At 59.4% G+C, this 22,871-nt stretch carries 21 protein-coding genes; 19 read left to right on the plus strand and 2 right to left on the minus strand.

The window, feature by feature from the left end:
- Positions 1–87 precede the first annotated feature (87 nt).
- Both M5B43_RS00005 and M5B43_RS00010 read right to left on the minus strand, forming a co-directional pair.
- Positions 88–1,308 carry a CaiB/BaiF CoA-transferase family protein gene (locus M5B43_RS00005; RefSeq protein ID WP_248748228.1) on the minus strand — a complete coding sequence of 407 codons (1,221 nt, stop codon included), beginning with the start codon at positions 1,306–1,308 and terminating at the stop codon, positions 88–90.
- Between the two features lie 13 nt (positions 1,309–1,321).
- The gene (locus tag M5B43_RS00010) at positions 1,322–2,503 is read right to left on the minus strand and encodes an acyl-CoA dehydrogenase (protein ID WP_003187423.1); all 1,182 of its coding nucleotides are present in this window, start codon (positions 2,501–2,503) and stop codon (positions 1,322–1,324) included.
- Positions 2,504–2,660: 157 nt separating this feature from the next.
- Between M5B43_RS00010 and M5B43_RS00015 the strand changes: the two genes are divergently transcribed.
- The 19 genes from M5B43_RS00015 to M5B43_RS00105 all read left to right on the plus strand — a co-directional run bounded on the left by M5B43_RS00015 (position 2,661) and on the right by M5B43_RS00105 (position 22,849).
- A complete protein-coding gene (locus M5B43_RS00015; RefSeq protein ID WP_248748229.1) occupies positions 2,661–3,560 on the plus strand; it encodes a LysR family transcriptional regulator in 900 nt (299 codons plus the stop codon).
- A gap of 452 nt (positions 3,561–4,012) precedes the next feature.
- Positions 4,013–5,134 (plus strand): Re/Si-specific NAD(P)(+) transhydrogenase subunit alpha, encoded by a 1,122-nt coding sequence (locus tag M5B43_RS00020; protein ID WP_248748230.1) that lies wholly within the window; start codon positions 4,013–4,015, stop codon positions 5,132–5,134.
- A gap of 15 nt (positions 5,135–5,149) precedes the next feature.
- Positions 5,150–5,473 (plus strand): NAD(P) transhydrogenase subunit alpha, encoded by a 324-nt coding sequence (locus M5B43_RS00025; RefSeq protein ID WP_017335806.1) that lies wholly within the window; start codon positions 5,150–5,152, stop codon positions 5,471–5,473.
- Entirely contained in the window at positions 5,473–6,909 is a 1,437-nt protein-coding gene (locus M5B43_RS00030; RefSeq protein WP_248748231.1) for an NAD(P)(+) transhydrogenase (Re/Si-specific) subunit beta, read from the plus strand. The genes M5B43_RS00025 and M5B43_RS00030 overlap by 1 nt, the downstream gene beginning before the upstream one ends.
- A gap of 179 nt (positions 6,910–7,088) precedes the next feature.
- Complete coding sequence (locus tag M5B43_RS00035) at positions 7,089–8,582, plus strand: acetyl-CoA hydrolase/transferase family protein (RefSeq protein ID WP_248748232.1); 1,494 nt, start codon at positions 7,089–7,091, stop codon at positions 8,580–8,582.
- 318 nt (positions 8,583–8,900) lie between these two features.
- The gene (locus tag M5B43_RS00040; RefSeq protein WP_048721398.1) at positions 8,901–9,116 is read left to right on the plus strand and encodes a DUF1127 domain-containing protein; all 216 of its coding nucleotides are present in this window, start codon (positions 8,901–8,903) and stop codon (positions 9,114–9,116) included.
- Positions 9,117–9,449: 333 nt separating this feature from the next.
- Positions 9,450–9,770: a DUF2388 domain-containing protein gene (locus M5B43_RS00045; protein WP_248748233.1), complete on the plus strand. Its 321-nt coding sequence runs from the start codon at positions 9,450–9,452 to the stop codon at positions 9,768–9,770.
- A 103-nt stretch (positions 9,771–9,873) separates the two neighbouring features.
- The gene (locus M5B43_RS00050) at positions 9,874–10,182 is read left to right on the plus strand and encodes a DUF2388 domain-containing protein (protein ID WP_248748234.1); all 309 of its coding nucleotides are present in this window, start codon (positions 9,874–9,876) and stop codon (positions 10,180–10,182) included.
- A 26-nt stretch (positions 10,183–10,208) separates the two neighbouring features.
- Positions 10,209–10,529, plus strand: a complete 321-nt coding sequence (locus tag M5B43_RS00055; protein ID WP_248748235.1) for a DUF2388 domain-containing protein — start codon at positions 10,209–10,211, stop codon at positions 10,527–10,529.
- Positions 10,526–12,487: a DUF4105 domain-containing protein gene (locus M5B43_RS00060; RefSeq protein WP_248748236.1), complete on the plus strand. Its 1,962-nt coding sequence runs from the start codon at positions 10,526–10,528 to the stop codon at positions 12,485–12,487. Before M5B43_RS00055 ends, M5B43_RS00060 begins: the two co-directional genes overlap by 4 nt.
- Before the next feature lie 254 nt (positions 12,488–12,741).
- On the plus strand, positions 12,742–14,049 hold the full coding sequence (locus M5B43_RS00065; RefSeq protein WP_248748237.1) for a CitMHS family transporter: 1,308 nt from the start codon (positions 12,742–12,744) through the stop codon (positions 14,047–14,049).
- A 68-nt stretch (positions 14,050–14,117) separates the two neighbouring features.
- Entirely contained in the window at positions 14,118–14,885 is a 768-nt protein-coding gene (locus M5B43_RS00070) for a TerC family protein (RefSeq protein WP_248748238.1), read from the plus strand.
- Between the two features lie 211 nt (positions 14,886–15,096).
- Positions 15,097–16,755, plus strand: a complete 1,659-nt coding sequence (locus tag M5B43_RS00075) for a Na/Pi cotransporter family protein (RefSeq protein ID WP_248748239.1) — start codon at positions 15,097–15,099, stop codon at positions 16,753–16,755.
- A gap of 58 nt (positions 16,756–16,813) precedes the next feature.
- On the plus strand, positions 16,814–18,196 hold the full coding sequence (locus M5B43_RS00080; RefSeq protein WP_248748240.1) for an insulinase family protein: 1,383 nt from the start codon (positions 16,814–16,816) through the stop codon (positions 18,194–18,196).
- A gap of 70 nt (positions 18,197–18,266) precedes the next feature.
- Entirely contained in the window at positions 18,267–19,298 is a 1,032-nt protein-coding gene (locus M5B43_RS00085) for a DUF5924 family protein (protein ID WP_248748241.1), read from the plus strand.
- Between the two features lie 54 nt (positions 19,299–19,352).
- Complete coding sequence (locus M5B43_RS00090) at positions 19,353–20,501, plus strand: ABC transporter permease (RefSeq protein WP_248748242.1); 1,149 nt, start codon at positions 19,353–19,355, stop codon at positions 20,499–20,501.
- Positions 20,498–21,301 carry an ABC transporter ATP-binding protein gene (locus M5B43_RS00095; protein ID WP_248748243.1) on the plus strand — a complete coding sequence of 268 codons (804 nt, stop codon included), beginning with the start codon at positions 20,498–20,500 and terminating at the stop codon, positions 21,299–21,301. Before M5B43_RS00090 ends, M5B43_RS00095 begins: the two co-directional genes overlap by 4 nt.
- Before the next feature lies 1 nt (position 21,302).
- Positions 21,303–22,241 carry an MlaD family protein gene (locus M5B43_RS00100; protein WP_248748244.1) on the plus strand — a complete coding sequence of 313 codons (939 nt, stop codon included), beginning with the start codon at positions 21,303–21,305 and terminating at the stop codon, positions 22,239–22,241.
- Positions 22,238–22,849 carry an ABC-type transport auxiliary lipoprotein family protein gene (locus tag M5B43_RS00105; protein ID WP_248748245.1) on the plus strand — a complete coding sequence of 204 codons (612 nt, stop codon included), beginning with the start codon at positions 22,238–22,240 and terminating at the stop codon, positions 22,847–22,849. Before M5B43_RS00100 ends, M5B43_RS00105 begins: the two co-directional genes overlap by 4 nt.
- Positions 22,850–22,871 lie beyond the last annotated feature (22 nt).

Raw genomic sequence — 22,871 nt, forward strand, 5'->3', positions numbered from 1 at the left:
TCTTAATTCTGCTTTCTTATCAATTAGTTAGGGTTGGTTAAAAAACAACCCTATCTGGCGAGAGCCTCTCTATATAGAAGAGAAGACTCAAATGACACCAGCCTCCTTTAAAGCGGCCACATTAGCGGCCCCCAACCCAAGAACCCTCTGCAGCACCTGAACCGTATGCTCCCCTAATAAGGGTGGCGCATTACGGTATTCCACAGGTGTCTTGGACAAACGTATCGGGCTAGCGACCTGAGGCACCTTCCCGGCCAGCGCATGGGGCAACTCCATCGCCAGCCCGCGAGCCTTCACCTGAGGATCAGAAAACACCTGCGCCAAGTCATTGATCGGCCCGCACGGCACGCCCACCCGCTCCAACTGCGATACCCACTCAGCCGTCGTCTTGAAGACCGTAGCCTGGCGGATAAGAGGAATCAGCTCGGCCCGATTGGCCACCCTCGCCTTATTAGTAGCGAAACGAGGATCATCCACCCACTGTGACTGCCCGGCGACTTCAGCAAACTTACGAAACTGCCCGTCATTACCTACCGTGAGGATGAAGTCTCCGTCGGCCGTGGGAAAGTCCTGATAAGGCACGATATTAGGATGAGCATTACCCAGGCGCTTTGGCGATGAACCTGTTGTCAGGTAATTCATCGCCTGATTGGCCAGACAAGCTACCTGCACGTCCAATAGCGCCATATCAATATGCTGCCCACCACCATCATGATCGCGGTGAGCAAGCGCCGCCAAGATCGCAACGGTCGAGTAAAGCCCCGTCAGGATATCGGTCAACGCCACACCAACCTTTACTGGCCCCGCCCCATCATCACCCTCTGGTCGCCCGGTCAGACTCATGAGGCCGCCCAACCCCTGGATCATAAAGTCATAGCCGGCGCGTGCCGCATAGGGCCCTGTCTGGCCGAAGCCCGTGATAGAGCAGTAAATCAACTCCGGATTGATCTCCTTGAGCGACTCATAGTCCAGCCCATAGGACGCGAGCCCGCCCACTTTGAAATTCTCGATCAGGATGTCCGACTTGGCGGCCAGATCACGCACCAGTTTTTGCCCTTCCGGCTTCGTGAAGTCGATGGTCACCGACTCTTTATTACGATTGGCCGAAAGGTAATACGCCGCCTCGCTGGTGTTCTCGCCATAAGCATCCTTAAGGAAGGGCGGTCCCCAGGCGCGAGTGTCATCACCATTACCCGGCCTTTCTACCTTGATCACCTCCGCCCCAAGGTCGGCGAGAATCTGACCGGACCAAGGACCCGCCAGCACTCGCGACAAATCCAGTACACGCAGATGCGAAAGCGCGCCCATGCCCATGCTCCTATTAATAGAACGCCTGAAGACCGGTTTGCGCGCGCCCCAGAATCAAGGCATGCACATCATGGGTACCTTCATAAGTGTTGACCACTTCCAGGTTGACCAGGTGACGCGCCACCCCGAATTCGTCGGAGATACCGTTGCCGCCCAACATATCTCGCGCCATGCGCGCGATATCCAGGGACTTGCCACACGAGTTACGCTTCATGATCGATGTGATCTCAACCGCTGCCGTACCCTCGTCCTTCATCCGCCCCAGACGCAAGCAGCCTTGCAGGGCCAGGGTTATCTCGGTCTGCATGTCGGCCAGTTTCTTCTGAATCAACTGGGTTGCGGCCAAAGGTCGACCAAACTGCTGGCGATCAAGCGTGTACTGGCGAGCGGTATGCCAGCAAAACTCCGCGGCGCCCAACGCCCCCCAGGAGATCCCGTACCGAGCGGAGTTAAGGCAAGTGAAGGGGCCCTTCAAACCCCGCACATCCGGGAAGATGTTCTCTTCTGGCACGAACACGTTATCCATGACGATCTCACCGGTAATAGACGCCCGCAGACCGACCTTGCCGTGAATTGCCGGGGCGCTGAGACCTTTCCAACCTTTCTCCAGGACAAAACCGCGGATATCACCCGCATCGTCTTTGCCCCACACCACAAACACGTCCGCGATGGGGCTGTTGGTAATCCACATCTTCGCGCCAGTCAGGCTGTAGCCGCCATCCACCTTGCGCGCACGGGTAATCATCGCGCCTGGGTCGGAGCCGTGATTAGGTTCAGTAAGACCGAAGCAGCCGATCCATTCGCCAGAAGCCAATTTCGGCAGGTACTTCTGCTTTTGCGCCTCGGTGCCGAACTCGTTGATCGGCACCATGACCAGTGAGGATTGCACACTCATCATTGAGCGATAGCCAGAGTCGACACGCTCGACCTCGCGCGCAATCAACCCATAACTGACGTAGTTCAAGCCACTGCCACCGTACTGCTCGGGAATCATCGCCCCCAGCAATCCGGTTTCCCCCATCTCACGGAAGATCGCGGGATCGGTCTTTTCATGCCGGAAGGCTTCAAGTACGCGAGGCGCCAGCTTGTCCTGAGCAAACTGCTCGGCACTGTCACGCACCATGCGCTCCTCTTCGGTGAGCTGTTGATCCAGCAGCAGTGGATCGATCCAGTTGAAGCTTGCCTTGCCAGCCATGAATAAGTCCTCGCGGAAAAAATCAGAAGTCGTGGATGCAGACTAGGCCGGGCTAGCGCAGAGGGCAAACGAGGTTTCCGCATAGGCTTGTGCTAATTTCTCACTTCGTATTGCTCAATAAGGCCAATAACCCGCCTTACATGTGAGAACAATGTACATGCGCAGAAAAATCCCCAGCACTACCGCCCTTATCAGCTTTGAAGCAGCGGCCCGCCATGAGAGCTTTACCAAGGCGGCGCACGAGCTTTCCATCACTCAGGGCGCGATCTGCCGACAGATCGCCAGCCTCGAGGATTTTTTAAGTGTCGAACTGTTTCGACGCTCACGACGCGGGGTAAAGCTGACAGAAGCGGGACTGTCCTACAGCCGCAGAGTCGCAACACAATTAGATGCCGTGGAGCGCGACACGCTGTCAGTCATGGGCCAGCAGGGCGCCAACGTCATCGAGTTAGCCGTAGTTCCGACCTTTGGCACCCAATGGCTGATCCCGCGCCTCAAGGACTTTCAACACCAGCACCCAGAAGTGACGGTAAACCTGACCAACCGCACACGCCCTTTTCTGTTTGCCGACACTGAGTTCGACGCGGCGATCTACTTCGGCGATGCCGACTGGTCTGGGACAGAATCCCACAGACTGATGGGCGAAAATCCCATCCCTGTATGCAGCCCACGCTTACTCGGTACCCGCGCGCACTTTACCCCCCAAGAAATCGCGCAAATGCCCCTACTGCAACAAACGACGCGCCCCTATGCATGGCGTCAGTGGTTCAACGCCCAACAGTTGAATGTCCCTCGCGACATGACAGGCCCTCGATACGAGCTATTCTCGATGTTGTCCCAGGCAGCCATGCATGACATGGGCATCGCGCTGATCCCCCCCTTCCTCATCCAGCGAGAGTTGAGAGAGCAACAACTGGTGATTGCCAGTACCGAAGCGCTAGGCAGCGAGAAGGCTTACTACCTCATGATTCCCGATAGAAAAGTCGAATCCGCCTCACTGCATGCCTTCAGGGACTGGCTGATCGACCAGTCACAGCGCTACAACCCCAGCATTTAAAGGACAAACCAAAGTTATTGACTTTGTAGTCAAATAAATTCAAATCCTACAGATGTACATATATGTCGCATTTAAGCAGACTGTACTTATCCGGCAACAACAGGGCTAAAAGCCTTGATTTTCATGGCGTGTAGCGACTATTACCGATCAATGCCCGACTATTCACATCCGCGATGGAAAAAAACGCATCCAGTGCCTTTAAAGCTATAAAGACCTGTATTTAAAGAGGTTATTTCATAGTGTTGCGACAATCAGTCACAGGGTGACTTGTAGTTAATTTTTCGTCACCCGTCATAATCTCTTGAAGGCCGTAAAGTTCGCCTGCAAAATGCCGCGCCCCGCTGTCATTTCAGCGGGATCGTGCTGATCGGCCGCCCCAGCTGCGCCACTCACGGTGCACTGGCCTTTTTACAAAAAGATCAAAAGCAAAAAGATCATGCAGGAGATTTGACGTGCACATTGGTGTTCCTCTCGAAACCCAGACCGGTGAAACGCGGGTGGCTGCCACCCCGGAAACCATCAAGAAGCTGATCGGCCAGGGCCATAAGGTCACTGTACAAAGCGGTGCAGGTATTAACGCCAGCATCGTCGACAGTGCCTATGAAACGGCAGGCGCAACCATTGGCAGTGCCGGCGATGCATTTGGCGCCGAGCTGATTCTCAAGGTGGTTGCCCCCAGCGACAGCGAACTGGCGCTGATCAAAAGCGGCACCGTATTGGTGGGCATGCTCAATCCGTTCAGCAACGAAACCATCGCCAAGCTGGCCGAGCACGGCATTACTGCCTTCGCACTCGAAGCCGCACCACGTACCTCGCGCGCCCAGAGCCTGGACGTGTTGTCCTCCCAGGCCAACATCGCCGGCTATAAAGCTGTGCTGCTGGCGGCCCATCACTACCCGCGCTTCATGCCAATGCTGATGACCGCCGCCGGGACCGTAAAAGCGGCCCGTGTGCTGATCCTCGGCGCGGGTGTTGCGGGCCTGCAGGCGATTGCCACGGCAAAACGCCTGGGTGCCGTGATCGAGGCGTCTGATGTGCGCCCGGCAGTAAAAGAGCAGATCGAGTCCCTCGGCGCCAAGTTCGTCGACGTGCCCTACGAAACCGATGAAGAGCGTGAATGCGCCGTCGGTGTCGGTGGTTACGCCCGCCCGATGCCGACCAGCTGGATGCAGCGCCAGGCCCTGGCCGTGCATGAACGCGCCAAGCTGGCCGACATCGTGATTACCACCGCGCTGATCCCAGGCCGCAAAGCACCGACACTGCTCAGTGCCGAGACCGTCGCCCAGATGAAACCCGGCTCGGTGGTCATCGACCTCGCCGCTGCCCAGGGGGGTAACTGCCCACTCACCGTCGCCGACCAGGTGGTCGTGGAAAACGGCGTGACTATCTGTGGCCCGACCAACCTGGCCGGTGCCGTCGCCGCCGACGCGTCGGCGCTGTACGCACGTAACCTGCTGGACTTCCTGAAGCTGGTCTTCACCAAGGAAGGGCAGTTTGAAATCAACCTCGAAGACGACATCGTCGCCGCGTGCCTGATGTGCCGCGACGGCCAAGTCATCCGCAAAAACGCCTAAGCAGGGATTCAGACGATGGAAGAGCTTATCTCCCCCGGTATCTACAACCTGATCATCTTTGTGCTGGCGATTTATGTCGGTTATCACGTGGTCTGGAACGTTACACCTGCACTGCACACGCCCTTGATGGCGGTGACCAACGCGATCTCGGCGATCGTGATCGTCGGCGCCATGCTGGCAGCGGCGCTGACCGTCACGCCACTGGGTAAAACCATGGGCACCCTCGCGGTAGCGCTGGCGGCGGTGAACGTGTTCGGTGGCTTCCTGGTGACTCGCAGGATGCTTGAGATGTTCAAGAAAAAAGCCCCGAAAGCAGTGAAAGAAGAGGCGTCCAAGTAATGAGCATGAATCTCGTCACGACGCTCTACCTGATCGCGTCGATCTGCTTCATACAGGCCCTCAAGGGCCTGTCGCACCCCACCACGTCACGGCGCGGCAACGTGTTCGGCATGCTCGGCATGGCATTGGCCGTACTCACCACCGTGGGCCTCATCTATAAGCTCGGCGCCGAGCTGGCTACAGCCGGCATCGGCTATGTGATCGTTGGCCTGCTGATCGGCGGCACCGCCGGCTCGATCATGGCCAAGCGCGTAGAAATGACCAAGATGCCGGAGTTGGTGGCGTTCATGCACAGCATGATCGGCCTGGCGGCGGTATTTATCGCGATTGCTGCCGTGGTCGAGCCACAGTCCCTGGGCATCGTCAAACACCTGGGTGATTCGATCCCCGCCGGCAACCGCCTGGAACTGTTCCTCGGTGCAGCCATCGGCGCCATCACATTCTCCGGTTCGGTGATTGCGTTCGGCAAGCTCTCAGGCAAGTACAAATTCCGCCTGTTCCAGGGCGCTCCCGTACAGTTCGGCGGCCAGCACAAGCTGAACCTGGTGCTCGGCCTGGCCACCCTGGGCCTGGGCCTCGCGTTCATGTTCACCGGCAACCTCAGCGCATTCGCACTGATGCTGGCGTTGGCCTTTGTGCTCGGCGTGCTGATCATCATCCCGATTGGCGGCGCCGACATGCCAGTTGTCGTTTCGATGCTCAACAGCTACTCCGGCTGGGCAGCGGCGGGTATCGGCTTCTCGCTGAACAACTCGATGCTGATCATCGCCGGCTCCCTGGTGGGCTCCAGCGGTGCGATTCTGTCGTACATCATGTGCAAGGCGATGAACCGTTCCTTCTTTAATGTACTACTGGGCGGTTTCGGCAATACGGCAGACGCCGGTGCGGCGGCGGGCTCGAAAGAGGCACGCCCGGTAAAGTCCGGTTCGGCCGACGACGCGACCTTCCTGCTGACCAACGCCGACACGGTGATCATCGTGCCGGGCTACGGCTTGGCGGTCGCCCGTGCACAGCATGCCTTGAAAGAACTGACCGAAAAACTGACCCACCGCGGCGTGACCGTGAAATACGCTATCCACCCGGTGGCCGGCCGCATGCCCGGGCACATGAACGTGCTGCTCGCCGAGGCTGAAGTGCCTTACGACCAAGTGTTCGAGATGGAAGATATCAACTCCGAGTTCGGTCAGGCCGACGTGGTGCTGGTACTGGGCGCAAACGATGTGGTCAACCCGGCCGCCAAGAACGACCCGAACTCACCGATCGCCGGCATGCCGATCCTGGAAGCGTTCAAAGCCAAGACCATCATCGTCAACAAACGCTCGATGGCCAGCGGCTATGCCGGTCTGGACAATGAATTGTTCTACCTGGACAAGACCATGATGGTCTTTGGTGATGCCAAGAAGGTCATCGAAGACATGGTCAAGGCCGTCGAATAACACTGCGCCAGCGCAATACCCGAAACCCTGGCCTCCAGTAGGCTGGGGTTTTTTATTGCAGGATGAAACCCGACCAAAGGCTCTAAATCGCTGCCCGGCATTCGACCATGGTAGCGGGCCGAATTTTTTTGAAATCACTACACTGCCCACCTTGCTTCCGTAGCCTGAGATAACAATTCATGTACCGTGATCGTATCCGCTTGCCTTCGTTGTTGAACAAGGTCATGAGCGCGGCAGATGCCGCCGCACTGATCGAGGACGGCATGACCGTCGGCATGAGCGGCTTCACCCGTGCCGGTGAAGCCAAGGCCGTCCCCCACGCCCTGGCCGAACGCGCCAAGACTTCGCCCCTCAAAATCACGCTGATGACGGGCGCCAGCCTGGGCAATGATCTGGACAAGCAACTGACCGAGGCCGGCGTGCTGTCCCGGCGTATGCCTTTCCAGGTCGACAGCACCCTGCGCAAGGCAATCAATGCCGGCGAAGTGATGTTCATCGACCAGCACCTGTCGGAAACCGTTGAGCAACTGCGCAACAACCAGCTCAAACTGCCGGACATTGCGGTGATCGAGGCGGTAGCAATCACCGAGCAAGGGCACATTGTGCCCACGACCTCCGTGGGCAATTCCGCCAGTTTCGCGATTTTCGCCAAGCAGGTGATTGTGGAGATCAACCTGGCGCACAACCCGAATCTGGAAGGGCTGCACGACATCTATATTCCGACCTACCGGCCCACCCGTACGCCGATCCCACTGGTGAAAGTCGACGACCGTATTGGCAGCACCGCGATTCCGATCCCACCGGAAAAGATTGTCGCCATCGTCATCACCAACCAGGCCGACTCCGCCTCTACCGTGACGCCGCCCGACAGCGACACCCAAGGCATCGCCAATCACCTGATCAACTTCCTCAAGCAAGAAGTCGACGCCGGGCGCATGACCAACAAGCTCGGCCCGCTGCAGGCCGGGATCGGCAACATCGCCAACGCGGTCATGTGCGGCCTGATCGATTCACCGTTCGAAAACCTGACCATGTATTCGGAAGTGCTGCAGGACTCGACGTTTGACCTCATCGACGCTGGCAAACTGAGCTTCGCCTCCGGCAGCTCGATCACCTTGTCGCAGCGGCGCAATGCCGACGTGTTCGGCAACCTGGAGCACTACAAAGACAAATTGGTGCTGCGCCCGCAGGAAATCTCCAACCACCCTGAAGTGGTGCGCCGCCTGGGCATCATCGGTATCAACACCGCGCTGGAGTTCGATATCTATGGCAACGTCAACTCCACCCATGTCTGCGGTACGCGGATGATGAACGGGATTGGTGGCTCCGGGGACTTTGCGCGCAACGCGCACCTGGCAATCTTCGTGACCAAGTCGATTGCAAAAGGCGGTGCGATTTCCAGCGTGGTGCCGATGGTCAGCCATGTGGACCACACCGAGCATGACGTCGACATCCTGGTCACCGAGGTTGGCCTGGCAGACCTGCGCGGCCTGGCGCCTCGGGAGCGGGCGCGGGTAATCATCGACAACTGTGTGCACCCGGCGTACCGCGAGGCGCTGAACAGTTACTTCAATGCCGCCTGTGCCATCGGCGGGCACACCCCGCATATCCTGCGCGAAGCCCTGAGCTGGCACATCAACCTGGAAGAAACCGGCCACATGCTCAAGGCTTGATTGATACAGATCCAGGCTGATGCAAATACAGTTGCATCAGCCTGACACGACTCGAGTAGTTACCGACAAAAACTGTACTGCTGTACCGGTCATTTCCTACCGAAACGTCCCACGCGCCTCCTCGAAAATGCCTATTTCGCCCCATTTAAGTGCGGACAGGTACAGTTGCCCCAATTCCGTACAGTACAGCACCTATAAACAGTTAACTGGCCCCTCACAATACAGGTGAACTGTATCTAGAGAGTCTTGCGCCGGAGGAGGATCATTGGCATCAGTTAAACCACTACCTAATCCCGCCACAAGCGGAAGGATGTCATCATGGAACGTACACTCAGTTCCGATCTGTTCTTCGAAGAAAAAGCTGTAAACACCCAGGCTTCCATGCCTTTGCGCGTTCTCGCCAACCTGATGTTGTGGCAGCGCCGCATCTCCAGCCGCCACCAACTGGCTCGTCTGGATTCGCGCCTGCTGGCTGACGCCGGTATCAGCGAAGCTCAACGCTACGAAGAGCTGAGCAAGCCGTTCTGGCGCTAATTGGCGCCCGCTGGCCCTGACCCACCGGGTCCACCGCCAGCACTCTGATTTGTCAAAGCAAAGCCCGCCCCGGGAAACCGGAGGCGGGCTTTGTCGTTTTCGTATCATTGAATTACGCGGGCAGAATTCAGGCAACCAGTACAGTTTTCATAAAACATAAATTAACCAGCACAATTGAATCTCAGACTTCCGAACAGACAAACGGAGGCTTAATATCCTGTCACCACGTGGCGAACCCTGTAGAGCGTACGTCTGATGCTCAACAGCCCCCTATGTCCGTTTCACAGTGGACGCTTCGCGCCACTCTATTTGTTTATCTACAGGAGTTATCCCATGTCCCGTCTTCGCCTGCTGTGCACTGCCGCCCTACTGGCCATGGCTGCCAATGCCAACGCGAGCAGCCTTATAGTGACCACCGACTCGATCGTCGGCGCACTGAAAGCCACTTCCGATGCCAGCTCCGATGCCACGTCCTCCCTGCGCGACCACAAAGTAGTGCAGGCTGCCCGTGACGACGCCGCCAGCTTTGTCGCCAGCGAAGGTGCCATCCGTGGCGTGAAACTCGAAAGCGCCCTGGCGCACATCCGCCAACAAGCGCCGCAATTGAACAGCGCCACTGACGCTCAATTGGCGCAGGCGATTCTGGCGATCTGATTGCAGCCACAAGGTGGGAGCGCCAGCCGCTCCCATTCCTCGGCGCTGGCTCTCGCCGGGGCATTGCGCTAGCCTTGGCGCTCGCTTTCAGTTGTCGAGTCCCATGGCATTTTCATACCGCCTGTTGATCGTTCCCGTGTTGTTTTTTGCCTGCTGGTCGTCACTCGCTTCGGCCTTTGACGTGAGCACCCAGAGCACCGTCATCAGTGCATACGCCACCAGCAAGGTGACGTCAGCACCCTTTGACAGAAAGTTGGTACTGGCCGCCCAGGATGACGCTGCCGCATTTATTGCCACTGACGGCCAATGGCGGGGCGCTCGTCTGGAATCTGCGTTGAATTACCTGCGCCGTACCCAGCCAAAACTTAACGCCAGCGACCTTGAACTGGCGCAAGCAATTCTCGTCCAATAATCATCTTTGTATTTCGGAGTTATTCCATGCGTAGCCCGCTGATCGCCGCCGCTCTCGGCCTGCTGTTGTTGACTGATGTTGCCCACGCGCAAACCCTCAAGGCCACCAGTAACATCATCGTCCGCGCCTCGGCCCGCACCCTTGATTTCACCTCGGATACCACCACCTCTATCCGCGACTCCAAAATCGTACGCGAAGCCCACGATGACGCCGCCAGTTTCGTTGCCAGCAATGGTGAGATCCGTGGTGCACAGCTCGAAGCCGCGTTCGATACCCTGCGCACCCGTGTGCCGGAAGCCCGCGATGCCAGTGACCAGACGCTCGCCGAAGCTATCCTCGCTCTGTGAGGCGCCTCGCCGCCTGGCTACTGGCCGCGACTGTGCTGCTTTGTGCCGGCGCAGCCCAGGCCAGCCTGCAACTGCGGCTCAAGACCGAGGGTTTGAGCCCGGCCGAACAGCAGGCCAGCCAGGCGTTGCTCGATGAAGCGATGCGCGCCTTGCCGCCACGCTTTGTCGAGCAGTTGGACCGGCGTATCGATGTCGGCTGGACCGACAAAATGCCCGAGAATGCCTATGGTCAGGCCTCCCTGGTGTCCGAGCTGGACCTCAACCAAAACCTGCTCGCCAGCCTGACCGACGGCAGCGCCGCCACCCAGAAGACAAACCGCCCCCACGGTACGGTTCGCCGGGAAATGCTCGCCACTGTGCTGCATGAATTGACCCACATCTACGACCGTGCGCGCCTGTGGTCCAAGGATGACCGCACACTGATCCAACGTTGCAGCCGCCAGAACAACATCACCGGTTTGATCGGCCTGCCCGATCAATGCCGTGGCCAGAACGACCGCCGCTTCACCCTCAGTGATGACCCACGCCTGCTGGACCTCGCTGGCTGGCCACAATACGTCGGCCGTCGCGGCGAACGTGAACAGCACAACCACCAGGTTGCCCGCAGCCCGGACATCTACGAAACCACCAGCCCACTGGAGTTTGTGGCGGTCAACATGGAGTACTTCCTCCTTGACCCCAGCTACGCCTGCCGCCGTCCCGCGCTGTTTCGCTATTACCAGGAACACTTCGGCTGGGCGCCGCCTGAACAGGACACCTGCGCCAAGACCTATGCCTTCCTGAATGCAGGCAACGATTTCGCCAAGACGCCGCTGGGCCAGATCGACCCGGAGCGCGTGTATGAAATCGACTACCTGCTCGCCGAAGCCAACCAGAACCTGGTCAGTCGTTGGGGCCACAGCATGCTACGCCTGGTCATCTGCGCGCCAGGGCGCCCTCGTGGCCCGGATTGCCGGCTGGACCTGGACCAGCACTTGGTATTGTCCTACCGCGCCTTCGTCGGTGACGTACAACTGTCGAGCTGGGATGGCCTTGTGGGCAAGTACCCGTCACGGCTGTTCGTACTGCCGCTGGCCCAAGTGATCGACGAATACACCAAGACCGAACTGCGTGGCCTGGCGTCGGTACCGCTGAAGCTCAGCCGCCAGGAAATCAACGACACCGTCGAACATGCCGCCGAAATGCATTGGAGCTACGACGGCAACTACTTCTTCATCTCCAATAACTGCGCCGTGGAGAGCCTGAAACTGTTGCGCAGTGGCAGTGCCAACCCGCAATTGACCGGCCTGGACAACATCACGCCCAACGGCTTGCTGGAAGTCCTCAGTGCACGCGGGCTGGCCGACATCAGCGTACTGAACGACAAGCGCGAAGCGCTGCGCCTGGGGTATCACTTCGATTCGTTCCGCGAACGCTATCAGGCAATGTTCGACGTACTGCGCAAGCACCTGCCGATCAAACAGACACAGGTCGAAGACTGGTTGTCCCTGAGTGCGCAAGAGCGCCGCCAATGGTTCAGCCAGGCCGACCTGCGTACCAGCGCCGCGCTGCTGCTGCTGGAACAGGCCAGCTATCGCAAACAACTGATGCTCGCCCAGGACGAAGTCAAACAACGCTACCTGAGCGCTCGCGAGCTGAAAAACGGCGGCATGGAAAAAGCCAACAACACACTGCAACAAATCCTCGCCAACAGCGGTTTCCTCAGTCGCCCGGCTGAGTTGCTGGGCAGCGGCGGCTACGGCCTGCCACAGCCTTCGGAAGCCAAACGCCTGGAGTCCGAAAGTGCCGAGCGCCAGAAACAACTGCAGTCGTTGACCGGCGACCTGGATAAAGAGGTGAGGGCGCTGCTTGATCCGTCCCGCGCCGCCGAGATCGCTGCCTGCGAGGCCAACCTCAAGCAGATGGGTGAACACCTGCGCGCACTGCACAAAGCAGCGGGTGGTTTGGAACTGCCCTGACTCACCTCACACAAAAGTCTACAGACCTATCGTCATCTGATTGCTCAGCGAAAGCTGGCTGAAAGCTTCTGCGTCTAGGATCGCCCCCACTGTCGGCAACAGACCGGCTGTTAACAACAACAATGGTGATTCCCGATGTCCGCTCGTACCCGCCTGTTTTGCCCAACTCCACCCGTACGCCTAGTGCCTTTCGTTCTGCGCTGACCCTCATTCGGTTCGCCATTCCCTAGCCGCGCTACGCCTGGAGTATTCCTATGCTGACTTTCCTTGGCTTTGCCATGGTCATAACGTTCATGTTCCTGATCATGACCAAGCGCCTGTCCGCGCTGATCGCCTTGATCATCGTGCCGATCCTGTTCGCCCTGTTTGGTGGCTTTGCGCCAGAGATCGGCCCGATGATGCTGGCAGGCATCACCAAGCTTGCGCCGACCGGCGTGATGCTGATGTTCGCCATCCTCTACTTTGCCCTGATGATCGACTCCGGCCTATTCGACCCGGCTGTGCGCAAGATCCTCAAGATGGTCAAGGGCGACCCGCTGAAAGTCTCGGTCGGCACCGCTGTGCTGGCCCTGGTGGTGTCCCTCGACGGTGACGGCGCCACCACCTACATGATCTGCGTGGCCGCCATGCTGCCGCTTTACCAACGCATCGGCATGAGCCCGCGGATCATGGCCGGCCTGATCATTCTTGCCGGTGGCGTGATGAACATGACCCCCTGGGGTGGCCCGACGGCCCGCGCCGCCAGCGCGTTGCATGTGGACCCATCGGATATTTTCGTGCCGATGATCCCCGCCATGGCCGTCGGCGTGGTGGCGATCCTCGTCATCGCCTACCTGTACGGCAAGCGCGAGCGCGCCCGTCTCGGTGAACTGCACCTGCAGGGCGATGAGATCGACCACAGTGAAATCAGCGTGTCGCAATACCCCGACGCCCGCCGTCCGAAGCTGATCTGGTTCAACGGTGCCCTGACCTTCGTGCTGATGTGCACGTTGATCGCGGGCCTGCTGCCGCTGCCAGTGCTGTTCATGGTGGCGTTCAGTATCGCGATGATCGTCAACTATCCGTGCCTGCAACAGCAGAAAGACCGCGTTGCCGCCCACGCCGGCAGCGTATTGGCGGTGGTGGGGTTGATCTTCGCTGCGGGTATCTTCACCGGCATCCTGTCGGGCACCGGCATGGTCGATGCCATGTCCAAGAGCCTGCTGGCCGTGATCCCCGACGCGCTGGGCCCGTACCTGGCGGTGATCACCGCCCTGGTAAGCATGCCGTTTACCTTCTTCATGTCCAACGATGCGTTCTACTACGGCGTACTCCCCGTGTTGGCCGAAGCCGCCAGCCACTATGGCATCACCGCCGTGGAAATGGCCCGCGCGTCCATCGTTGGCCAGCCCGTGCACTTGCTCAGCCCGCTGGTACCCTCGACCTACCTGTTGGTTGCACTGGCGGGCATCGAGTTTGGCGATCACCAGCGCTTCACCCTCAAGTGGGCAGTGCTGGTGTGCCTGTGCATAATGTTCGCCGCATTGCTGTTGGGGATTTTCCCACTCTTCAGCACTCTATAATCCTACCGACTCACTCACCGCGCGGCGCTGCAGCTTGCGCGGTTTAACATTTGCTCAAAGGAATACACATGGAATGGCTGACCAATCCGGAAATCTGGATTGCCTTCTTCACCCTGACGGCCCTCGAGATCGTCCTGGGCATCGATAACATCATCATGATTTCGATCCTGGTCAGCCGCATGCCCAAGCATATGCAGGCACGTACCCGGATCTTCGGCCTGGCCCTGGCCATGGTCACACGCATCCTGTTGCTGCTGTCCATCACATGGGTGATGCAACTGACTGCCGACCTGTTCGTGGTCTTTGGCCAGGGCATTTCCGGCCGCGACCTGATCCTGTTCTTCGGTGGCCTGTTCCTGCTGTGGAAAAGCTCCCAGGAGATGTACCACGCCCTGGAAGGTGAAGATGAAACCCAAGACGAGCCGAAGGGCGCCGGTGGCAAATTCATCTACACCATCATCCAGATCGCCATCATCGACATCGTGTTCTCCCTGGACTCGGTCATTACCGCCGTCGGCATGGTTTCCCACGTACCGGTGATGGTTGCCGCGATCATCGTCGCGGTCTTGGTGATGATGATGGCCGCCGGCACCATCAGCGAATTCATCGACAAACACCCGTCGCTGAAAATGCTCGCGCTGTCGTTCCTGCTGGTGGTAGGTACCGTGCTGATCGCCGAATCCTTCGACGTACACGTACCAAAAGGCTACGTCTACTTCGCCATGGCGTTCTCCCTGGCCGTGGAAGCGATCAACATCAAGATGCGTACTGCCATCGCGAAAAAGAAGAAACAGCAGGACCCGGTGAAACTGCGCAAGGACATTCCGGGTCAATAAACCCATGCCAGACAACAAAGGGGCTTTTTAGAGGCCCCTTTTTCATCTGCAAAAAATTGATTTCATGACAGTTTTGTTTCAATCCCCACTTTAGCTATGCGATGCTGGCGCAGAGCCCATTCGCCAACTACAGCTTAAGTACAAGACGTAGAACGGCACGCGGCAATTCTCATTTGCTCCTTTTGGAGCACACCCACACGGGGGGCCGAGCATGCTGACCTTGCTCAATCTGCTTTCCGCCGTGACCCTGCTTATCTGGGGCACGCATATCGTCCGTACCGGCATCCTGCGGGTCTACGGTTCCAACTTGCGCCAAGTCATCGGGCAGAACATGTCCAAACGCTGGCTGGCCTTTGTCGCCGGTATCCTGGTGACGGCCATGGTGCAGAGCAGCAACGCCACGGCCATGCTGGTGACCTCATTTGTCGGCCAGGGCCTGATGAGCCTCACGCCTGCATTAGCGACCATGCTCGGTGCCGATGTCGGTACGGCGTTGATGGCCCGAGTGCTGACCTTCGACTTGTCCTGGCTGTCACCACTGCTGATCTTTCTCGGGGTAATTTTCTTCCTGTCGCGCAAACAAACGCGAGCAGGGCAGATGGGTCGAGTCGGGATCGGGCTGGGGCTGATCATTCTGGCACTGCAGTTGATTGTCGAAGCCGCCGGGCCGATCACCCACGCCCAGGGCGTCAAAGTCATCTTCGCCTCGCTGACCGGTGACATCTTGCTGGACGCCTTGGTCGGTGCATTGTTCGCGATGATTTCCTACTCCAGCCTGGCCGCCGTACTGCTGACGGCAACGCTGGCCGGCGCCGGTGTGATCGGCTTGCACGTGGCCATCGGCCTGGTGATCGGCGCCAACATCGGCAGCGGCGTGCTGGCCTTCCTCAGCACCAGCATGCAGAACGCTGCCGGTCGCCAAGTCGCCTTGGGCAGCCTGTTGTACAAATTGATCGGCCTGCTGCTGATCATTCCAGTGCTTGACCCACTCGTACGCTGGATGGACGGCCTGGACTACAGCGCCCAGGGCATGGTCATCACCTTTCACCTGCTCTACAACGTCAGCCGTTGCCTGATCCTGCTGCCCACCATCGGCCCGATGGCACGCTTGTGCGAATGGTTGCTGCCAGAGCGTCCCGAACTCAATGGCAAGGCCAAGCCACGCCATCTGGACCTGGCCTCGCTGGATACGCCAAGCCTGGCCCTGGCCAATGCCGCCCGCGAAACCCTGCGCCTGGGCGACCTGATCGATAACATGCTCACCTCGATGCAGGCGGTGCTACGCGGCAAACAGACCGCTATCACCCAGGAGATGCGCAGCCTCAGCGATGACGTCGAAGCACTCTACAGCGCGATCAAACTCTATCTGGCGCAAATGCCTCGCGAAGACCTCAGTGAACAAGACAGCCGCCGCTGGGCCGAAATCATCGAACTGTCGATCAACCTGAAACTGGCGGGTGACCTGATCGAACGCATGCTGCGCAAAGTCCAGCAGCAGAAAACCTCGCAACGTCGTCAGTTCTCCGAAGTGGGCCTGGAAGAACTCAGCGGCCTGCACAATCAGTTGATCGCCAACCTGCGCCTGGGCCTGTCGGTATTCCTCAGCGGTGACCCGGAAAGCGCCCGCCAATTGCTGCGCGAGAAGCGCCGTTTTCGCGCCCAGGAGCGCCGCCTGGCCCATGCCCATGTCAGCCGCCTGCAACGCAAGATCGTGCAGAGCCTGGAAACCAGTTCCCTGCACCTGGAGCTGATTGCCGACATGAAGCGCTTGAACTCGTTGTTTTGCAGCAGTGCCTATGTAGTGTTGGAAACGTCTGACACTGGCGCACTCTCCGCCGAAGATATTGCCGACATTACCCATTCGCCCTGAACGTACGACGGCGAGTGAAGTCAGTTAACAGTGGACCTCACTCGCCAGGAAGCCTGTTATGCGTTGCCTGTTACTCGCCTGCCTGCTCATGGGTTCGGCGTACACCTTTGCCTTTGACCGCCTGCAAGTCGAGGGCTACACCTTGCCCAACGGCCTGCAACTGCTGCTCAAGCCAGGTACCGAACGCGGGCATGTCGCCATCCGCCTGGTGGTTGGCGTAGGTCTGGATGACTTCACTTGCGAACAAAAGGAGCTGCCGCACCTGCTTGAACACCTACTGTTCAGCGGTATCGATGGCGGTGGAGAAGGCGGCCTCGAAGACCGCATGCAAGCCTTGGGCGGTGAGTGGAATGCCTACACCAGCAATGCCGATACCACCTTCGTCATCGAGGCGCCGGCGCACAACCAACGCAAGGTGCTGGACCTGCTGCTGGCGATCCTGACCCGCACGCAACTGACCGACGCCAATATCAATGCTGCCAAGCAGGTGGTCGAGCGCGAAGACGGTGGCCATTACTCACACCTGCAACGCTTGCTGGACCGCCAGGACCTCGGCCACAGCGCCAGTAATCAATTGGCCGTCGAGCTGGGCCTCAAATGCGCCGAACGCGCCGAGGTCAGCCACCTGACCCGCGACCAGTTAGAGACGCTGCGCAAAAATTGGTATGCCCCGAATAACATGACCCTGATCATCGTCGGCGACCTCGACAAACTGTTGCCCGCCTACCTGGAACGCACCTATGGCCAACTTGAACCGGTCGAGCCGAGCGAGCACCTGCCGCTACCGCAAATCCAGCACAGCGCCGCCAGCCAACGCGACCTGATCCACGGCTGGGTCGGCAATAGCGCCAAGCTGCACTGGCTGTTCCCGGAACCGGTACTGGATGATGAGCACGATGAAACCTACGGCCTGCTCAAAGACTATCTCGACTGGGCGTTGTACCGGCAGCTGCGCCTCAAGCACGGCTTGTCCTACGGCCCATGGAGCGAGCGCGAAGTACTCGGCGGCGTCGGTTTCCTGAGCCTGAATGCCGACCTTGAACGAGACAACCTCCCCAAAGCCGAACAGGTCCTGCAAGACCTGAAGACACAGTTGCTCAAGGATGGCCTCGACCCGGCGGTATTCGCCCGCCTGCAACAAGCCGCCATTGCGCGCCAAGCCTGGGCGGTGCAGGGCGATAGTGCGCTGGCCGACTATTACTGGAGCGCCTCCGGCGACTACGCCGATGGCCACTTCAGCGACCCGGCCAAAGGCATCAAGGCCGTGAACCTGGCACAGACCAACAAAGCCATGCGCCAGATGTTCAACCAGCCGGGCTATTGGCGCGTCGAAAAACCGCTGCTGAGCTACGACATGTTGACCTGGGTCGGCGCAGGCGTGCTTGGGCTGATCGCCACAGTGATGATCGGTCTGCGACGTTATCGCAAACGGATCGCGTAATCAGGCACCGGACACGCGGCTAAGACGTTATTCTATCTGGGATTTTTCCTACACCAACTGTGAATTGCCCATGCCGAACCTGCCGCCCCTTATCCAGCGCATCCTGGAACTGATCAAGCGCTACCCCGGGGTGATTGCACTCGGCGGTTTCATCTCAGGCGTGTGCAGCTTCATCTTGGTAGATCGCCAGCAGGGCATGGCCAGTTGGATCGCGGTGATCATGCTCGTGAGCTGGCTGTGGTTGATGCTGGAAAACAGCTTTAATCAGCTGTTCGCCAAAGTCTTCAAGCGCGAAATTCCCGAGCCGCTGCTGCGCTACGCCACCCAGATGATCCACCAGGAAAGTCTGTTTTTTGTGCTGCCATTCTTTTTCGTCACCACGGCCTGGAATAGCGGCCAATCAGTGTTCACCGGCCTGCTCGGCGCTGCAGCGCTGGTGTCGATCACCGATCCGCTTTACTACAAATGGCTGGCGCCCAAGCGTACGCTGTTCCTGGCACTGCACACCCTGACCTTGTTCGCCGCGCTGCTCACCGCGCTGCCGATCATCCTGCACCTGACCACGGCCGAGAGTTACAAGTTGGCGCTGGGCGTCGCCATGGTGCTGTCTATCCCAAGCCTGGCCGTGAGCCTGCCGCTGCGCAGCGTCAAGGGCTGGGCGATGCTGCTTGGGGTGACGGCCATCATTGGTTGCGCCGGCTGGTTCCTGCGCAGTTGGGTACCACCCGCCACGCTGTGGATGACCGAAGTGGCCATCAGCACCCAACTGCAAGATCGCACACCGGGTGATGACCTCAAGGAAGTCACCGCCGCCCAATTGCGCAGCGATGGGTTGTACGCCTACACCGCGATCAACGCCCCACGCGGGCTGGATGAGCGGATCTACCATGTGTGGAAATTCAATGGGCAGGAAGTCGACCGCATTGCCCTGGATATCCATGGCGGGCGCCAGGAGGGCTACCGCGCCTGGACCCACAAGCAGAATTTCCCGGCGGACGCGGTGGGTCGTTGGCAAGTGCAAGTGTTGACCGAAGATGGGCAAGTCATTGGTGTACTGCGCTTCAACGTCACTGACTCAGCACAAACGGACAACCCAAAGTAGGCCGTATCATGCTATTACGTAGGAATTGCGGATAGCCAAACAAGCTCGGAGCTTATGACCACTCGTACAACGGCCGGCGCAGCCCACCTTGATACGTCCATCACCCCGCCGTTGCTCAGGATTACGGGCGACTGGACGCTTGCCCACTACGCAAACCTGAAGAAGCTATCGGACAAACTCGACGGCCAATACGACGCCGGTGCCCGCATCGACCTTAACGGCCTCGGTGCACTGGATACTGCCGGTGCCTCGCTGCTGGTGGAGCTGTTGGGGCCCGACCGTATCGAACACTCTGCCGAGCAAACCGATTGCAGCCTGTCGGCCGCCGACCGGGCGCTGCTCAAGACGGTCTACCGCTCACTCAATGATTTTTGTGTGCCGGTCAAAGAGCCGGAAGAAGCCGCTGGCATCCAAGTGCTGGCACGCATCGGCCGTGCCGTGGACACCGTATGGCAAGACGCCATGAAACTGCTGGGCTTTATCGGCCTGATCCTCGAGACCTTCGCCCGAGGCGTATTGCGTCCCAAGCGCTGGCGCCTGACACCCATGGTCGCGCATATCGAACAAACCGGCCTCGACGCCGCGCCGATCGTAGCCTTGCTGACCTTTCTGGTCGGCGCCGTGGTGGCGTTTCTCGGCGCCACGGTACTCAAAAGCTTTGGCGCGACGATTTTCACCGTGGACCTGGTGGCGTTCTCCTTCCTGCGAGAGTTCGGCGTACTGCTGACCGCGATCCTGATCGCCGGCCGTACCGCGAGTGCCTTCACCGCGCAAATCGGCTCGATGAAGGCCAACGAAGAAATCGACGCGATCCGTACCCTGGGCCTGGACCCGATGGAGCTGCTGGTTTTGCCACGGGTGTTGGCACTGCTGGTGGCGCTGCCGATGTTGACCTTCCTGGCGATGCTCTCCGGGATTGTCGGCGGCGGTGTCGTGTGCGCCGTGGCCCTGGATATTTCACCGGCGATGTTCCTCTCGCTGCTGCAATCGGATATTGGCGTACAGCACTTTCTGGTGGGCATGGTGAAGGCACCGATTTTCGCCTTCCTGATCGCCGCCATTGGCTGCCTGGAAGGCTTCAAGGTCAGCGGCAGCGCCGAATCGGTTGGCGCCCACACCACCTCCAGCGTGGTGCAATCGATTTTTGTCGTGATCGTGCTGGATGCGGTCGCCGCGATGTTTTTCATGGAAATGGGCTGGTGAGTCGTCTACACCGTGCGCCCACCGAGGCGGTGATTGAGGTCCGCGGCCTGTGCAACCGCTTTGGCAGCCAGAGCGTGCACGAGAACCTCGACCTGGATTTGTACAAGGGCGAGATCCTCGCGGTGGTCGGTGGTTCCGGCAGTGGCAAGTCGGTGCTGTTGCGCAGCATCGTCGGCCTGCGCCGCCCCAGCGACGGCGAAGTGCGGGTGTTCGGCCAGAACCTGCCGAGCCTGCCCGAGCATGAACGCTCGCTGGTCGAGCGACGCTTTGGTGTGCTGTTCCAGAAGGGCGCGCTGTTTTCCTCGCTGACCGTCACCGAGAACGTCGCACTGCCGTTGATTGAGCACGCCGGCCTCAGCCGTGCCGACGCCGAGCACTTGGCCGCCGTCAAGCTGGCGTTGGCCGGATTGCCGCTGTCGGCGGCCGACAAGTACCCGGCGTCACTGTCCGGCGGCATGATCAAGCGCGCGGCCCTGGCCCGCGCACTGGCGTTGGACCCGGACATCCTGTTTCTCGATGAGCCGACCGCCGGCCTCGACCCGATTGGCGCGGCGCAATTCGATCAACTGATCCTGACCCTGCGCGATGCGCTGGGCTTGAGCGTGTTCCTGGTCACCCATGACCTCGACACGCTGTACACCATCACCGACCGCGTGGCGGTGCTGGCGCAGAAGAAAGTGCTGGTGGCCGATGCCATCGATGTCGTCTCGGAAACGGACGACGCCTGGATTCATGAATATTTCCACGGCCCTCGGGGCCGCGCGGCATTGGATGCCGCTCAATCGCTCAACGAGGTATGACATGGAAACCCGAGCCCATCATGTGATGATCGGACTGTTCAGCGTAATCGTGGTGGTCGGCGCGATGCTGTTTGGCCTATGGCTGGCCAAGTCCAGCGTCGACAGCGCCTTCCAGGACTATGAGGTGGTGTTCAACGAGGCCGTCAGCGGCCTCTCCCAGGGCAGTTCAGTGCAGTACAGCGGGATCAAGGTAGGCGACGTCACCAGCTTGCGCCTGGACCCCAAAGACCCACGCCGCGTACTCGCACGCATCCGCCTGACCGGGCAAACGCCCATCAAGGAAGACACCCAAGCCAAACTGGCGCTGACCGGGATTACCGGCACCTCGATCATCCAGCTCAGCGGCGGCACCCCGCAAAGCCCGGAACTCAGGGGCAAGGACGGTAACTTGCCGGAAATTATCGCATCGCCCTCACCGATCGCCCGCCTGCTCAATAACAGCAACGACTTGATGACCAGCATCAACCTGCTGCTGCACAACGCCAACCGTATGTTCTCCCGGGAAAACGTCGAACGCCTGAGCAACACCTTGGATAACCTGCAACAAACCACTGGAGCCATCGCCGAACAGCGCGGCGATATCAAGGTGGTGATGCAGCAATTGATGCAGGTGAGCAAACAGGCCGGTGCAGCCCTGGAGCAAACCACCGTGCTGATGCGCAGCGCCAATGGCTTGCTCAACGAGCAAGGCAAGCAAGCCTTTGGCAGCGCCGAGCAGGCGATGAAATCCCTTGAGCAAAGCACCGCGACCATCAACACCTTGCTGACCAACAACCAGGACTCGGTGAACAGCGGCATGCAAGGTCTTAACGAACTGGCGCCGGCCGTGCGCGAACTGCGCGAGACCCTCGGTTCGCTGCGCGCCATTTCCCGTCGCCTGGAGGCCAACCCCAGCGGTTACTTGCTGGGCAGCGACAAGAACAAGGAGTTCACGCCATGAAGCGTGCTTACCAACTGATCGTCCCTATGGCCTTGGCGCTCGTCAGCGCGTGTTCGATCCTGCCCAAGCCGGACCCTTCTAACGTATACCGCCTGGCTTCGGCCCAGACGACCACCCAAGGCGCGCCGGTAAGCTGGTCACTGCGCGTGACCAAACCGCAGACCAGCGAGTTTCTCGACAGCCCACGCATCGCCGTGGTGCCGAACGGCAATTTGATCAGCAGCTATGCAAACTCACGCTGGAGCGATCCGACGCCAGTACTGCTGCGCAATCGGTTTATGGACGGCTTCCAGCGCGATGGGCGGGTGACACTGCTGAGTACCGACGAAACCAACCTGCAAGCCGACTATGAACTCGGCGGGCAGTTGCAGGCGTTTCAGAGTGAGTACCTAGGCACTGCGGTGGAAGTCGTGATTCGCCTCGACGCACGACTGGTGCGAGGGCGTGATCAGCGAATTATCGCCAGCCGACGGTTTGAGGTAAGGCAGCCGGTAAGTGACACCCAGGTGCCAGCGGTGGTGGCGGCCTTTGGGCAGGCGGGGGATCAGTTGAATAGGCAGGTGGTGGATTGGGTGGTGCAGCAGGGCAACGCAGCGCCGAAACACTGAGGGCCTCATCGGGGCAAGCCCC

This window comes from Pseudomonas sp. MWU15-20650, from assembly GCF_023242475.1.
Classification (GTDB): domain Bacteria; phylum Pseudomonadota; class Gammaproteobacteria; order Pseudomonadales; family Pseudomonadaceae; genus Aquipseudomonas.

Excerpts from the sequence above, each read along its gene's own strand:
- M5B43_RS00005 (WP_248748228.1), bottom strand. The coding sequence starts at position 1,308 with ATGGGCGCGCTTTCGCATCTGCGTGTACTGGATTTGTCGCGAGTGCTG.
- M5B43_RS00010 (WP_003187423.1), bottom strand. The coding sequence starts at position 2,503 with ATGGCTGGCAAGGCAAGCTTCAACTGGATCGATCCACTGCTGCTGGAT.
- M5B43_RS00015 (WP_248748229.1), top strand. The coding sequence starts at position 2,661 with ATGCGCAGAAAAATCCCCAGCACTACCGCCCTTATCAGCTTTGAAGCA.
- M5B43_RS00025 (WP_017335806.1), top strand. The coding sequence starts at position 5,150 with ATGGAAGAGCTTATCTCCCCCGGTATCTACAACCTGATCATCTTTGTG.
- M5B43_RS00030 (WP_248748231.1), top strand. The coding sequence starts at position 5,473 with ATGAGCATGAATCTCGTCACGACGCTCTACCTGATCGCGTCGATCTGC.
- M5B43_RS00035 (WP_248748232.1), top strand. The coding sequence starts at position 7,089 with ATGTACCGTGATCGTATCCGCTTGCCTTCGTTGTTGAACAAGGTCATG.
- M5B43_RS00040 (WP_048721398.1), top strand. The coding sequence starts at position 8,901 with ATGGAACGTACACTCAGTTCCGATCTGTTCTTCGAAGAAAAAGCTGTA.
- M5B43_RS00045 (WP_248748233.1), top strand. The coding sequence starts at position 9,450 with ATGTCCCGTCTTCGCCTGCTGTGCACTGCCGCCCTACTGGCCATGGCT.
- M5B43_RS00050 (WP_248748234.1), top strand. The coding sequence starts at position 9,874 with ATGGCATTTTCATACCGCCTGTTGATCGTTCCCGTGTTGTTTTTTGCC.
- M5B43_RS00055 (WP_248748235.1), top strand. The coding sequence starts at position 10,209 with ATGCGTAGCCCGCTGATCGCCGCCGCTCTCGGCCTGCTGTTGTTGACT.
- M5B43_RS00065 (WP_248748237.1), top strand. The coding sequence starts at position 12,742 with ATGCTGACTTTCCTTGGCTTTGCCATGGTCATAACGTTCATGTTCCTG.
- M5B43_RS00070 (WP_248748238.1), top strand. The coding sequence starts at position 14,118 with ATGGAATGGCTGACCAATCCGGAAATCTGGATTGCCTTCTTCACCCTG.
- M5B43_RS00075 (WP_248748239.1), top strand. The coding sequence starts at position 15,097 with ATGCTGACCTTGCTCAATCTGCTTTCCGCCGTGACCCTGCTTATCTGG.
- M5B43_RS00080 (WP_248748240.1), top strand. The coding sequence starts at position 16,814 with ATGCGTTGCCTGTTACTCGCCTGCCTGCTCATGGGTTCGGCGTACACC.
- M5B43_RS00085 (WP_248748241.1), top strand. The coding sequence starts at position 18,267 with ATGCCGAACCTGCCGCCCCTTATCCAGCGCATCCTGGAACTGATCAAG.
- M5B43_RS00090 (WP_248748242.1), top strand. The coding sequence starts at position 19,353 with ATGACCACTCGTACAACGGCCGGCGCAGCCCACCTTGATACGTCCATC.
- M5B43_RS00100 (WP_248748244.1), top strand. The coding sequence starts at position 21,303 with ATGGAAACCCGAGCCCATCATGTGATGATCGGACTGTTCAGCGTAATC.
- M5B43_RS00105 (WP_248748245.1), top strand. The coding sequence starts at position 22,238 with ATGAAGCGTGCTTACCAACTGATCGTCCCTATGGCCTTGGCGCTCGTC.